General features: G+C 64.0%; 14 protein-coding genes and 1 tRNA gene. 8 read left to right on the plus strand and 7 right to left on the minus strand.

Annotated elements, in window-relative coordinates:
• The first annotated feature begins 30 nt into the window (after positions 1 to 30).
• The gene (locus GLR48_RS13420) at positions 31 to 1,257 is read left to right on the plus strand and encodes an NADH-quinone oxidoreductase subunit E (protein WP_237062191.1); all 1,227 of its coding nucleotides are present in this window, start codon (positions 31 to 33) and stop codon (positions 1,255 to 1,257) included.
• 148 nt (positions 1,258 to 1,405) lie between these two features.
• Here GLR48_RS13420 and GLR48_RS13425 read toward each other — a convergent pair whose 3' ends face one another.
• The gene (locus GLR48_RS13425) at positions 1,406 to 2,461 is read right to left on the minus strand and encodes a FliG C-terminal domain-containing protein (protein ID WP_237062192.1); all 1,056 of its coding nucleotides are present in this window, start codon (positions 2,459 to 2,461) and stop codon (positions 1,406 to 1,408) included.
• A 45-nt stretch (positions 2,462 to 2,506) separates the two neighbouring features.
• On the minus strand, positions 2,507 to 2,989 hold the full coding sequence (locus tag GLR48_RS13430) for an autoinducer binding domain-containing protein (RefSeq protein WP_237062193.1): 483 nt from the start codon (positions 2,987 to 2,989) through the stop codon (positions 2,507 to 2,509).
• A gap of 131 nt (positions 2,990 to 3,120) precedes the next feature.
• Between GLR48_RS13430 and GLR48_RS13435 the strand changes: the two genes are divergently transcribed.
• Together GLR48_RS13435 and GLR48_RS13440 are read left to right on the plus strand one after the other, a co-directional pair.
• Positions 3,121 to 3,729 carry a helix-turn-helix transcriptional regulator gene (locus tag GLR48_RS13435; RefSeq protein WP_237062194.1) on the plus strand — a complete coding sequence of 203 codons (609 nt, stop codon included), beginning with the start codon at positions 3,121 to 3,123 and terminating at the stop codon, positions 3,727 to 3,729.
• A gap of 162 nt (positions 3,730 to 3,891) precedes the next feature.
• Positions 3,892 to 4,521, plus strand: coding sequence for an acyl-homoserine-lactone synthase (locus GLR48_RS13440; protein WP_237062195.1), 630 nt, complete (start codon positions 3,892 to 3,894; stop codon positions 4,519 to 4,521).
• Between the two features lie 43 nt (positions 4,522 to 4,564).
• Here GLR48_RS13440 and GLR48_RS13445 read toward each other — a convergent pair whose 3' ends face one another.
• Positions 4,565 to 4,723: a hypothetical protein gene (locus GLR48_RS13445; RefSeq protein WP_237062196.1), complete on the minus strand. Its 159-nt coding sequence runs from the start codon at positions 4,721 to 4,723 to the stop codon at positions 4,565 to 4,567.
• 90 nt (positions 4,724 to 4,813) lie between these two features.
• Positions 4,814 to 6,121, minus strand: a complete 1,308-nt coding sequence (gene purB / locus GLR48_RS13450; protein ID WP_237062197.1) for an adenylosuccinate lyase — start codon at positions 6,119 to 6,121, stop codon at positions 4,814 to 4,816.
• An 82-nt stretch (positions 6,122 to 6,203) separates the two neighbouring features.
• Here purB and GLR48_RS13455 point away from each other — a divergent pair, with 82 nt between their 5' ends.
• Positions 6,204 to 6,632: a DUF6314 family protein gene (locus tag GLR48_RS13455; RefSeq protein WP_237062198.1), complete on the plus strand. Its 429-nt coding sequence runs from the start codon at positions 6,204 to 6,206 to the stop codon at positions 6,630 to 6,632.
• A 314-nt stretch (positions 6,633 to 6,946) separates the two neighbouring features.
• On the opposite strand, the gene glnA is transcribed toward GLR48_RS13455, so the two are convergent.
• Together glnA and GLR48_RS13465 are read right to left on the minus strand one after the other, a co-directional pair.
• Positions 6,947 to 8,365: a type I glutamate--ammonia ligase gene (gene glnA / locus GLR48_RS13460; protein WP_237062199.1), complete on the minus strand. Its 1,419-nt coding sequence runs from the start codon at positions 8,363 to 8,365 to the stop codon at positions 6,947 to 6,949.
• Positions 8,366 to 8,410: 45 nt separating this feature from the next.
• Complete coding sequence (locus GLR48_RS13465; protein WP_237062200.1) at positions 8,411 to 8,749, minus strand: P-II family nitrogen regulator; 339 nt, start codon at positions 8,747 to 8,749, stop codon at positions 8,411 to 8,413.
• A gap of 175 nt (positions 8,750 to 8,924) precedes the next feature.
• Between GLR48_RS13465 and GLR48_RS13470 the strand changes: the two genes are divergently transcribed.
• Entirely contained in the window at positions 8,925 to 10,472 is a 1,548-nt protein-coding gene (locus GLR48_RS13470) for an NAD(P)H-hydrate dehydratase (RefSeq protein ID WP_237062202.1), read from the plus strand.
• Positions 10,473 to 10,527: 55 nt separating this feature from the next.
• Here GLR48_RS13470 and GLR48_RS13475 read toward each other — a convergent pair whose 3' ends face one another.
• Positions 10,528 to 10,989, minus strand: coding sequence for a Hint domain-containing protein (locus GLR48_RS13475; protein ID WP_237062204.1), 462 nt, complete (start codon positions 10,987 to 10,989; stop codon positions 10,528 to 10,530).
• A gap of 172 nt (positions 10,990 to 11,161) precedes the next feature.
• Here GLR48_RS13475 and GLR48_RS13480 point away from each other — a divergent pair.
• The 3 genes from GLR48_RS13480 (at position 11,162) to GLR48_RS13490 (ending at position 13,248) form a co-directional block, all read left to right on the plus strand.
• Positions 11,162 to 11,245, plus strand: a tRNA-Leu gene (locus GLR48_RS13480).
• A 27-nt stretch (positions 11,246 to 11,272) separates the two neighbouring features.
• Positions 11,273 to 12,607: a trigger factor gene (gene tig / locus GLR48_RS13485; protein WP_237062206.1), complete on the plus strand. Its 1,335-nt coding sequence runs from the start codon at positions 11,273 to 11,275 to the stop codon at positions 12,605 to 12,607.
• 185 nt (positions 12,608 to 12,792) lie between these two features.
• A complete protein-coding gene (locus GLR48_RS13490; protein WP_237062207.1) occupies positions 12,793 to 13,248 on the plus strand; it encodes a hypothetical protein in 456 nt (151 codons plus the stop codon).
• Position 13,249: the final 1 nt, after the last annotated feature.

The raw sequence follows: 13,249 nt of genomic DNA on the forward strand, positions 1-13,249 counted from the left end.
GCGCACGAACAGACCGGAAGACCCAAGACCATGCTGCGACGCCTTTACCACGATCAGCCCGAAAGCTTTGAATTCACGCCGGACAACCTGGCCTGGGCCAAGGGGCAGATCACGAAGTTTCCGGAGGGGCGTCAGGCCTCTGCCGTGATCCCGCTGTTGTGGCGCGCGCAGGAACAGCACGGCTGGCTGACCCGGCCGGCGATCGAACATGTCGCCCGGATGCTGGACATGGAATATATCCGTGTGCTGGAAGTCGCGACATTCTACTTCATGTTCCAGCTGCAACCGGTTGGATCTGTTGCTCATATTCAGGTTTGCGGGACGCTGTCCTGCATGATCTGCGGGGCAGAGGATCTGATCGGCGTCTGCAAGGATAAGATTGCACCCAAGGCGCATCAGCTGTCCGGTGACGGCAAGTTTTCGTGGGAAGAGGTCGAATGCCTCGGGTCCTGTGCCAATGCGCCGATGGCGCAGATCGGCAAGGATTATTACGAGGATCTGACCGCCGCAAAGCTGGGCGAGATCATCGACGAGATGGCGGCGGGCCGTGTGCCGGTGCCGGGGCCGCAGAACGGGCGCTATGCGGCAGAGCCGCTGGCCGGTCTGACGACCCTGAAGGACCATGAGAGCGGCAGGCAGCAGTATAACGCGAGCGCGCAGCTGGCCGTCGATATCGGCGATACGATCAAGCGGATCGACGGGACCGAAGTACCGCTGCTGACGCCGTGGAACGACGCCAAGCGGGCCGATCCCGATCCGGACACTGCGGCGCGTGACGACAAGATGGCACCCGAAGGCCCCGACGGCCAGCAGGGTGGTCGTGTGGCCGGTGACGCTGCAGCGCCGCGCGACCGCGGCGATTCCTCTGACGGTGTGGCCGAAGCAGAGGGTGAGGCCGCGGGTGTCACCCGCGCTGGCAAGCCCGACGAGGGCAAAGTGGCGCCGGAGGCAAAGACCGATGCGACCGCCGAAAGCGGCACCCGCACGCCGGGTCTGCGGACCGGTGAGGAGCCGGCGGCCGACGGGAGCGCGCCGGACAGGCTGGAGGCACCGCGCGGTGGTGCTGCGGATGACCTGAAGAAGATCAACGGGATCGGGCCCAAGATCGCAGGTCTTCTGAACGATCTGGGGATCTATCACTTCAGCCAGATCGCCGGTTGGTCAGAGGCCGAGGCGGCCTGGATCGACAGCCAGTTGAAGTTCAAGGGCCGTGTCGCGCGCGAAAACTGGATCGGTCAGGCCAAGACGCTGGCCTGATACAGGCCGGGGCTGCGGCGCGGGCGACTGATGGCACCCGCCTCTCGGTTCGCTTGAACGAAGGTTTGAACCAATTTGACGGAGCGCTGCGTGTGAGACGTCAGCCTTGCGTGTGAAGCAGGCGCTTTGATGGGGCGTGGCCCGGGCCTCAGGCGTCTTCCTCTGCATCGGGGTCGATCAGGGTGATCGTCCCCTCGTCTGCCAATGCCCGGATCGCACTGCTGACCGCGTTCATCGCGGCCTCTCCATCGACTGGTTTGACCGTGCCGCGTTCTGCGGCCTGTTCCTTCATCGCGGCGGCCATGCGTTGCGAGATGCAGTCCATGATGTAGGTCGCCGCCGCCTCTCGCTCGCCGCCGGAGATGAGGGCGTAGGCCATGGCTGTCGCGAGGTCGGTCGGGTCGATGACGCGCAGGCAGTTGGGGATGTTGATCGGGCGCACGCGCGCGGGAATGTTTTCGAAGGTAAAGATCGCCTTGCGCACATCCTTGGCGAAATCGGCGTCGGATTCGTCCAATCCCACCAGAACATCGTCGCGGGTCAGCGCCGGGCTGGAATTGAGGATGGCGCCGACGCGTTCGACCGGGGCCTTGTCGAAGGCGGTGATCCGGGTGCGACAGTAGTCGGTGACCAGGGCCTGCCCGATGCGCAGCACCGCGTCGGGCGCGATGTCAGAGGTCTGGCGCACCGCAAAGGTGATGCGCCGTGCCCGCGCGCCGGGGATCTTGCCCAACACCTCTGCCGCGCGGCTGACGGGGAGTTTCGACAGCAGGACGGCGCCGATCTGGATGCTTTCGTTGGACAGGATGCGGACCACGTCGTCGGTTGTCAGGTTCTGGATGCGGAGCCAGGGATCGCGGCCGTGGCGATTGTCGAGCTGATCGCGCAACTTGTCGGCGAGGTGGGGCGAGATCTGGCCGGCCAGTGCTTCGAGTGCTGCATCGACGTTGCCGGGGGCAGAGAGGCCGACGGCATCCAGCAGGTCGGCAAATTCGGTGGCGACGGCGTTGACCGTGTCCCGGTCCACCAGACGGATCGCGCCCAGTTCGCGGGCCAAATCCTCTTGCACATGGTCGGGCATCGTCGACAGCGCCAGCTTGTTGCCGTCGTTGATCAGCAGCTGGACGATCAGGGCCGCCTTGCGCTTGCGCGTCAGGGGCAGGGCGGCGGGTGCCACAGGGGGCATGGGATCAAAATTGAGCATGACCCGAGCATAGGGCGCTGCTGGTCAAGGAACGGTGAACGCGGGTCAGCCCTTGGCGTAATTGACCGACATTTTCCGCAGCTCGTCGATGCTGGCGGGGGACAGGTCGGACACGTTGCGGGTCGCGTCGTGCAGGTCCTTGAGGACGTCGTTCAGCGTCTGCGCCTCGGCGTCGGTGAATTCGCGGTCGGCGCGGGCAAAACTGCCGAAGCTGCGGCTGTCATTGGTTTCGATCGCGCAGACCAGACCGTAGTTCAGGTCATGGTCGGCGGCGCGTTCCATGACACGCGCGGGATCGTCCGTCAGGTCGGACCAGCGGCACATGCCTTCGTGGGTGAACCCCCAGGCCACGGTCGGATCGGACATCACGAGGGCATGCAGCGAATAATACGACGTCCAGGCCTTGGGATAGGCCTGCAGCAGGAAGGTCGGCGCGGCGTAGCGGATATGGAACGCGAGCGCGTATCCTGCGGGGGCAAGGGCTGCGGCGTCGTCAAGGCTGGCCATCGAGGGCATAAGGTCTGGCATCACTGGCGCCTTGTCATATATTCGCTGATGTTGTGGATATCGGTCACGAGTTGATTTTCTTCGAAGATTATTTTCCGTATTGCGCTTAAGTACAGATGCGCAGTGCAAGTCACAGAAATGAAGACCTTACCATGATGCGACGCATGACACCGCAGGACCTGGCCACGGTTTCGCCTGCGGGCCATTACATCGCGCTGCGTATCGGCTTCGCTTTTCCAATGAAAGAGATCAATGCCCTGCCTGCCCCCTGGGTAGAGCACTATACCCGCAATGGCCTGATGCTGTTCGACCCGATCATGCGGTGGGCGCATACGAATACCGGGACCGTGGCCTGGTCGGCCCTGCGCGATGACGACCGGCGCGGCGTGCTGGGAATGGCTGCGGCCTTCGGCCTGCGATTCGGGCTTGTGGCAGCGGTGTTCGACGGCAACGCCGACGGGCAGCGATCCTTTGCCAGCTTTAGCCGGGCGGATCGCGAGTTCACCACGCTGGAATCGCAGTTGCTGCTGGCCTATCTGACCCGGTGTCACGACGAGATGTTGCCGCCCAAGACGCTGACCTGCGCCGAGCTGGAGGCGCTGGCGATGGTCAACGACGGCAAACGTCTGAAGCAGATCGCCTATGATCTGGGTGTCACCGAGGGGGCGGTGAAGCAGCGACTGAAGAACGCCAAGACCAAGCTGCATGCCAAGACCAGCACCGAGGCTGCGGCTCTTGCGCGGCAATTCCAGCTGATCTGATCGCGGCCTCTGCCCGCGGCGCTGTCTGTTGCCTGTGCCACGGCGGCGTGGACCTGACAGTGTTGCGCGTTTGTCAACAGTACCTAAGGCAATTTTAAGGTGATTTTATAGAACTGGATTCGTCCTCAAGGAGAATCCGGGATCGAACACGTGACCTTCAACATGCGCGATCTTCACGTCCATGGCACTGCTTTCTATGACTTTTTATGGCTTCGGAAGCGATTCTTCGTCGACACGCCGGGGTGGCATATCCCCCACGATGACGTGGTCGAGATGGACCCATACGACAACCCCAAGGCCTGGTATTCGGTCGTTCTGCGCAACGGCGAGGTGATCGGCGGTGCGCGGGCCATGGCCACGACGGCGACTTGGGGCAGCCACAGCTACATGCTGCGCGATGCCGTGCAGGGCAAGCTGACCGATATTCCCGCCGCGGTGCTGGGCCGCGACATCGTCAGCCGCGAGATGTGGGAATGCACGCGGCTGGTCATGGCTGACACGGTCGGCACGCAGGCGGCGCGCAGCACCTGCCTAACCATGATCGTGCAGGGATTGATCGACGTGGCGGCAGATCAGGGGGCGACGTCCCTGATGTCCCTGTCGCCACTGGCGCTGATGCGGGCCTTGCGGCAGCTGGGGTTCGGGGCAGAGCGAATCGGAGGGCCTTATACCAACGACAACGACGGCCGGCGGTATGCGGTGCTGTTGATGCCGACGACCCGGATCATTCCGCCGGTGCCCCTCGCGACGCACAGGGCCCAGCCGCAGCCCATTCACGCGCCGGCCGTCTGATGCGGGAAGAGACGGAAAAGGCGGGCTGGCTGCCCGCCTTTCGTCAGCTTGTGGTGACCGGGACGCAGGTCCCGGTTTCAGCATCTGGCAGCGTACCGTCCGCGCAGGACATGGCGGTCGTCTTGGCGTGGCTGCAGCCCTGGGCCAGTGCCAGGCCCGGCAGCAGGGTCAGTGTCAGGGCCGCAAGTGTGGTCTTCAACATCGAGAACTCCTGTCATTGTTCAAGGTGACGTCAGCATAGCATGACGCTGGGTCAATCACCGACAGGTTTCTGTGCGACAGGGTGTCCCGGTCAGGTTGTGCCGAAAACGCGGGCGAAAATCGTGTCGACATGTTTGGTGTGATAGCCGATGTCGAACTTTTCCTCGATCTGCGCGGGGGTCAGGGCGGCGGTCACCTCGGGGTCGGCCAGCAGCTCTGTCTTGAAATCGGCGCCCTTTTCCCAGACCTTCATCGCGTTGCGCTGCACGAGGCGGTAGCTGTCCTCGCGGCTGACGCCGGCCTGGGTCAGGGCCAGCAGGACGCGCTGCGACATCACGAGGCCGCGAAACTTGTCCATGTTGGCCAGCATGTTGTCGGGATAGATCACCAGTTTTTCGACCAGACCGGCGAGGCGGTTGAGGGCGAAATCCAGCGTGATCGTGGTGTCGGGACTGATGGCGCGTTCGACCGAGGAATGCGAGATGTCGCGTTCGTGCCAGAGGGTCACGTTTTCCAGCGCGGGTGTGACGGACATGCGGACAAGCCGGGCGAGGCCGGTCAGGTTTTCCGACAGCACCGGGTTGCGCTTGTGCGGCATGGCGGAGGAGCCCTTCTGGCCGGGCGAGAAGAACTCTTCGGCCTCCAGCACTTCGGTCCGCTGCATGTGGCGAATCTCAGTCGCGATGTTTTCCATGCTGCTGGCGATGACACCCAGCGTGGCGAAGAACATGGCGTGCCGGTCGCGGGGGATGACCTGCGTGCTGATCGGCTCTGGCGTCAGGCCCAGTTGCTTGCAGACGTGCTCCTCGACGCGTGGGTCGATGTTGGCGAAGGTGCCGACGGCCCCCGAGATGGCACCGGTCGCGATCTCGGCCCGGGCGTTGACGAGGCGGGCGCGGCCGCGGTCCATTTCGGCGTAGAAGCGGGCGAAGGTCAGGCCCATCGTTGTGGGTTCGGCGTGGATGCCGTGGCTGCGGCCGATGCGGACGGTGTCCTTGTGTTCCAGCGCGCGGGATTTCAGGGCCGCCAGCACGCGGTCCATGTCGGCCAGCAGGATGTCGCAGGCGCGGACCAGTTGCACGTTCAGCGTGGTGTCCAGCACGTCAGATGACGTCATGCCCTGATGCACGAATCGCGCCTGATCGGACCCGATGTGTTCGGACAGGTGGGTCAGGAAAGCGATGACGTCATGCTTGGTCACGGCCTCGATCTCGTCGATGCGGGCGACGTCGAACTCCACGTCCTTTGCCTTCCAGACGGCCTGCGCATTCTCGCGCGGGATCACGCCAAGGTCGGCCATGGCGTCGCAGGCGTGTGCCTCGATCTCGAACCAGATACGGTACTTCGTGGCGGGGTCCCAGATGGCGGTCATTTCGGGGCGGGAATAGCGCGGAATCATGGGGCGGGCCTTTCGGGATTGGCAGCGGGGTCAGGGGCGTCATACTGGGGTGGCAGCGGAATGAAAAGAAGCGGAGGCTGCCGTGACGGAAACCATGCTGACCCGGGCGGATTTTCTGGGCGACTGGCGTCTGTTGCGACAGATCGACGACCGGTTGGCCGGGTGCAAAGGTGTGTTCGAGGGGACGGCCCGGATCACGGGCGTCGGCGCGCGGGATGCCACCTATGCCGAGGCGGGTCTGCTGCGGTTCGGCGACGCGGCCCCCTTACGGGCAGAGCGCCGCTATCTTTGGACTTTCGCCCCCCATCGGATCGCCATCACCTTCGTCGACGGCCGCGATTTCGTGGCGTTCCGGCCGCTGGGCCGCGCCGCAGAGGCCGTTCACCAGTGCGGCGCGGATACCTACCGCGTGATCCACGACCTGACCGACTGGCCATGCTGGCAGGCGATCTGGACGGTGACCGGCCCGCGCAAGGATTATGGCCTGCGGTCGGTCTATCACCGCGCCTGAAGGTGTCGGACGCGGCGCGCCGGATCAGCGCGTCATCTGCCCGGTGCCGCTGCATCCGCCCATATAGACAGAGGTCGCATCATTGCTGGTCGGTGATGCGACGGTCATCGACCCGTCCGCGCAGATCGCCATCGACGCCGCGCCAAGTCGTCGTGTCGGTCTATCCGGCAGGATGTGTCGCGACGCGTTAATTTCCCTGTGCTCGTCCAAGTCATGAAAATGCGCGGGGCCTTTGGGTGCTGCAGACTGTGCCGGCAAGAATGCAGAAGGGCGCCCCGTGGGGCGCCCTTCGCAACTGGTCATCCGGATCGGGATCAGCAGCTGTAGTACATCTTGTATTCGATCGGGTGCGGCGTGTGCTCGTAGGCGTAGACCTCTTCCCACTTCAGCGCCATGTAGCCTTCCAGCTGCGAGCGGGTGAAGACGTCGCCGGCCAGCAAGAACTCGTGGTCCTTCTCCAGCTCGTCGAGGGCTTCGCGCAGGCTGCCGCAGACGGTCGGGATCGATGCCAGTTCTTCCGGCGGCAGGTCGTAGAGATCCTTGTCCGACGCGGGGCCCGGGTCGATCTTGTTCTTGATGCCGTCAAGGCCGGCCATCAGCAGGGCCGAGAACGCGAGGTAGGGGTTCGCCGCGGGATCGGGGAAACGGGCCTCGACGCGCTTGGCCTTGGGCGATTCGGACCACGGAATACGGACGCAGCCCGAGCGGTTGCGGGCGGAGAAGGCGCGCAGGACGGGGGCTTCGAAGCCGGGGATCAGGCGCTTGTAGCTGTTCGTGGTCGGGTTCGTGATCGCGTTCAGCGCCTTGGCGTGCTTGAGGATGCCGCCGATGAAGTAGAGCGCTTCCTGGCTGAGGTCGGCATATTTGTCGCCGGCAAAGAGCGGCTTGCCGTCCTTCCAGATCGACATGTTGACGTGCATCCCGGTGCCGTTGTCGCCGGACATGGGCTTCGGCATGAATGTCGCCGACTTGCCGTAGGCCTGTGCCACGTTGTGGATGACGTACTTGTACTTCTGGATCTCGTCGGCCTGCTTGGTCAGCGTGCCGAAGATCAGGCCCAGTTCGTGCTGGCAGGAGGCGACTTCGTGGTGGTGCTTGTCGACCTTCATGCCCATGCGCTTCATGGTGGACAGCATCTCGCCACGCATGTCCTGCGCGTCGTCGATCGGGTTGACGGGGAAGTAGCCGCCCTTGATGCCCGGACGGTGGCCGGTGTTGCCGACGCCGGTTTCGGACTTGAAGTCGGTGTCGGAGTTCCAGGCGCCGTCGATGGCGTCGACCTGAAAGCTGACCTTGTTCATCGAGACGGAGTAGCGGACGTCGTCGAAGATGAAGAATTCAGCCTCTGGCCCGCAGTAGAACGTGTCGCCCATGCCGGACGCCTTGAGGTAGGCTTCGGCCTTTTCGGCGGTGCCGCGGGGGTCACGGTCGTAGGGTTCCATCGTATCGGGCTCGACCACGGTGCAATGCACGCAGACGGTCTTTTCCGCGTAGAACGGGTCGACGTAGGCGGAGGCGGTGTCCAGCATCAGCTTCATGTCGGACTGGTCGATGGATTTCCAGCCGGCGATGGAGGAGCCGTCGAACATAAAGCCTTCTTCGACGAAGTCTTCGTCGACGAGGTCGGCCACGATGGTCACGTGCTGCAGCTTGCCCTTGACGTCGGTGAAGCGGACATCGACGTAGTCGGCCTCTTCATCCTTGATCAGCTTGAGAAAATCTTTGGTGCTCATGGGTTGAGATCCTTTTTGGTCTTGATCGTTGGTATGGTGCGGGCGTCAGAGCGCGTCGTCGCCTGTTTCGCCGGTGCGGATGCGGATCGCCTGTTCGACGGAGGAGACGAAAATCTTGCCGTCGCCGATCTTGTCGGTCTTGGCGGCGGCGATGATCGCGGCGATCGCGGCATCGACCTGATCGTCGGGAATCACGATCTCCAGCTTTACCTTGGGCAGGAAGTCGACGACGTACTCGGCCCCGCGGTAAAGTTCCGTGTGACCCTTCTGGCGGCCGAAACCCTTGACCTCGACGACAGAGAGGCCCTGAATGCCGACGTCCTGCAACGCCTCTTTGACTTCATCCAGCTTGAACGGCTTGATGATCGCTTCGATCTTCTTCACAGGCGCGGCTCCCCCTTTGTTGTGGTCTCGTGGCGGTGAGACCATCTTCGACAGACAGGAACAATTCAACCTGTGCAAGGCGCAAGCGCGGACTGGGGGAATTTAGGCGATGCGCCGCCATATTGTGCGACTTGCTGTAATTTTGTGCGGTTTGAAAACAAGAGGTGCTGAAACGATGACCGAATTGCTGACCGCTGCCCAAATGCGCGCCATCGAGCGGGCCGCGATCGACTCTGGTGCGGTGACCGGGCTGGAGCTGATGGAGCGCGCCGGGCAGGGCGTGGTGGACGCGATTTTCGCGCATTGGCCAGAGCTTGCGCCGTCACGGGGGCCAGCCCCCGTACCCCCGAAGTATTTGAAACCAGAAGAAGGGGATCCACGACGCGCCGTCGTGCTGTGCGGGCCCGGCAATAACGGTGGTGACGGGTTCGTCGTGGCGCGGTTGCTGCGGGAGGCCGGGTGGGCGGTGGAGGTGTTTTTGTATGGGGATGCGGAGAAATTGCCGCAGGATGCGCGGGCGAATTACGCGCGGTGGTCGGCTCTGGGCGCAGTCCAGCCGCTGACCGCAGAGGCTATCGCGCGGCTGGCGGGTGATGTGGTGGTCGATGCGCTGTTCGGCACGGGGCTGCGGCGCAAAGTCGATCTGCCACTGGATCGTGTCGGGGCGGGACTGCGGCGGGTTGCGGTTGATCTGCCGACGGGGCTGTGTTCCGACAGCGGGCGCGCCTTGGGTCCGGTTCTGGCGGCGGACCTGACGGTGACATTCCATGCCATGAAGCGCTGTCACGTCCTGTCGGAGGGGCCGCGGGCCTCCGGGCAAGTCGTCTGCGTCGACATCGGGCTGCACGTGACGGATGCGGCTGCGGTGGACGTGCGCAGGCTGGGCGCGCCAGAGGCGCTCGGCAAGGCGGAGGGGCACAAGTACGACTTTGGCCACGCCCTTATTTTGTCGGGCGGTGTGGGGCGCGGGGGCGCCGCGCGGATGGCGGCGCGAGGCGCGTTGCGGATCGGGGCGGGGGCAGTGACGTTGGGGTGTCCTCCCGCGGCGCTGATCGAGAATGCGGCGCAGCTGAATGCGGTGATGTTGCGGAAGGTGAAGGATGCCGATGTCTTGGCCGTGGTGTTGGAAGACACGCGGATCAATGCGCTGTGTCTGGGTCCGGGGATGGGCACTGGGCCGCGGGAGGCGGCGCTGATTACGGCGGCGCTTGGATCGGGGCGCAAGGTCGTGTTGGACGCGGATGCACTGACGTTGCTCTCAAAGGATGCCGCGTTGTTCGGGCAGTTACACGCGGATTGCGTGCTGACGCCGCACGCTGGCGAGTTTGCGCGGTTGTTTCCGGACATTGCCGAGAGGCTGGATGCGCCCGCGACGACCGGCCCCGCCTATTCCAAGGTCGATGCGACGCGCGAGGCCGCCAAGCGCGCGGGCTGCGTCGTGCTGTTCAAGGGGGCGGATACGGTGATCGCGGCGCCCTCGGGTCGGTGCAGCGTCAATGCGGCGGTTTATGACCGGGCTGCACCCTGGCTGGCGACGGCGGGAGCGGGGGATGTGCTGGCGGGGTTCATCACCGGGTTGATGGCGCGGGGATTCGAGCCGATGCAGGCGGCAGAGTTGGGGGCCTGGCTGCATGTGGAATGTGCGCGGGCCTTCGGGCCGGGGCTGATCGCAGAGGATCTGCCGGAGGCGCTGCCGGGCGTGCTGCGCGCCTTGGGCGCATAGCAAAAGGCCGCGCCCCCGAAGGGTGCGGCCTTTGGACTGCATGGGGGGGGCGGGGTCAGACGGCGGCGGAGGCCATTTCGATCCCGTCGGCATACATGATGTGCTGGCGGTCGAAGGTCAGAGTGTAGACCTGCACCTCTTGCGCGTCCTGCAGGGACAGGAATTCGCCGTCGACGAGGCGTGAGGCGGCGACCGTGGCGGTGGGGGCGCCAAAGAGCGCCTCTGCCCGCCAGTCGCGGATGTGGATCTGGGCGCCGGGTGTGACGAGCATATCGCGGTCGGGGCGTGTGTGGCCAAGCGAGCCTGCCTTGATGCGGATCGTGGCGGTGCGCAGGGTCTGCACGGTGACGGCGCGCAGCACGGCCACGCCGGTGTCGCGGGTGATCACGCGGACGCCGGGGGTCAGATGCTCGACCGGGGTTTCACCGTCCAGCGTCATGATCGTCGTGCCGGCGCAGACGCCGCTGATGGCTGCGGTCTGGGTCAGGGTCTCGCGTGTTTTCGTCCCGGTGTGCATGGCGTGTTCCCGCTCTTGGTGGTCTGTGCCTGCATCTGTGGTTCACGACTAAGGCGAAAAAAGGGCAGACTGCCGCCTTTTTCGAAATGCGATTTGCACTCGCATCCGTCTGTCACCTTTGATAGACAGCGCGCAAAGCCGGGGGTGGGTCAAATCCGCCCCCGTTTCACATGCGGGTGTGGCGGAATGGTAGACGCACCAGATTTAGGTTCTGGCGCCGCAAGGCGTGGAGGTTCGAGTCCTCTCACCCGCACCAAAGGTTGAGTAGAAAGAAGGAAAGCCCATGCAGGTCAAAGAGACCCTGAACGACGGCCTCAAGCGCGGATACACGATCACCGTGACGGCGGCGGAACTTGACGACAAGGTTGTCGGCAAGCTGAAAGAAGCGCAGCCCGAAGTCGAGATGAAGGGCTTTCGCAAGGGCAAGGTGCCCATGGCCATGATGCGCAAGCAGTTCGGCCCGCGCCTGATGGGCGATGCGATGCAGGAAGCCATCGACGGTGCGATGAACGAGCACCTGACCTCTTCTGGCGACCGCCCCGCGGCCCAGCCCGAGATGAAGATGGACAACGAAGACTGGAAAGAGGGCGATGACGTCGTCGTCAACGTGACCTACGAAAAGCTGCCCGACGTCCCCGAGACGGACCTGAGCAAGGTCAAGCTGGAGCGTATGGTCGTGAAGGCCGACGAATCTGCCGTCGACGAGGCGCTGAAGAACCTGTCGGAAAGCCCGCAGGCGATGACCTTCGAGGAAAAGAAGGGTGCGGCCAAGGATGGCGATCAGGTTCTGATCGACTTCGTCGGCAAGATCGACGGTGAAGCCTTTGACGGCGGTGCTGGCGAGGATTATCCGCTGGTGCTCGGCTCTAACAGCTTTATCCCCGGGTTCGAGGATCAGCTGCTGAAGGCGAAGGCCGGCGAAGAGAAGGCCGTGACGGTCAGCTTTCCCGAGGATTATCAGGCCCCGCATCTGGCCGGTAAAGAGGCCGTCTTTGACGTGACCGTCAAGGAAGTCCGCGCCGCCAAGGCACCCGAGATGGACGACGAGCTGGCCAAGAAGTTCGGCGCCGAGGATCTGGAGGCCCTGAAGGGTCAGATCCGCGAGCGGCTGGAAGCCGAATACGCCGGTGCGTCCCGCGCGATCGCCAAGCGCAAGCTGCTGGACGAGCTGGATACGCTGGTCGATTTCGAGCTGCCGGCGTCGCTGGTCGAGGCCGAAGCGGGCCAGATCGCGCACCAGCTGTGGCACGAAGAGAACGCAGATCATCAGGGGCACGATCATCCCCAGATCGAGCCCACGGACGAGCACAAGGCGCTGGCCAAGCGCCGGGTGAAGCTGGGTCTGCTGCTGGCCGATATCGGCCAGACCGCAGAGGTGAAGGTCACGGATCAGGAAATGACCCAGGCCGTCATGAACCAGGCGCGTCAGTATCCGGGTCAGGAGCGTCAGTTCTTTGAATTCGTGCAGCAGAACGCACAGTTCCGCCAGCAGCTGCAGGCGCCGCTGTTCGAAGACAAGGTCGTCGACCACATCTTTGACAAGGCCAGCGTGACAGAGAAGGAGGTCAGCAAGGAAGACTTGCAGGCCGCCGTCGAAGCGCTTGAAAACGAAGACTGATCTTCGGTCTTATCGGCTGTAATGATAGAAACGGCACCTCTTTGTGAGGTGCCGTTTCGCGTTGTGCGCTTGTGGTTTCGGCGTGGCGGCGCAATAGTCGATCCCAGCGTCATCGCGTTTTCAGATCTTCATTTCAGTAGGAATTTGCCATGTTTGCGTGGTGTCGACAGAGTCTGACTCTCTGCGTGGCTGTCATGGCCATCGGCGCGGGCGGGTCTGCCATGGCCTGTCCCAATCCGGATCTGGGTGCGGCCAGCATGATCACCAGCAACGGTGCGTCTTTGCGGTTGGGGCAGAACCTCAGGGTCTTTGCGGGCGGGGCGGCGCCTTTGGATGCGTGCAGCTATCTGGGTCTGTCCCGCGTGCCGAAGGCGCAGTTCAACGACGCGCCTGCGCTGGTGGCAGAGTTGGGTGGGATGCAGGGGCTGGCACTGGAGATCGGCGTGTCCAGCCGGTGTGCCACGGCGTTGCTAGTCCAGACCGAAGAAGAGAGCTGGTATTTCAACGACAACGGGCAGGGGCCGGGGCGGCCGCACATGTTGCTGTCGCGGCCGGGCAACGGCACGCTCTCGGTCTGGATCGGGACCGAGGACGGCCAACCCTGCCGCGCGCGCCTGTCGCTAACGACGTTGCTGCGGTGAC

Origin of the sequence: Loktanella sp. M215 (assembly GCF_021735925.1) — a bacterium.
Taxonomy (GTDB): Bacteria; Pseudomonadota; Alphaproteobacteria; order Rhodobacterales; family Rhodobacteraceae; genus Loktanella.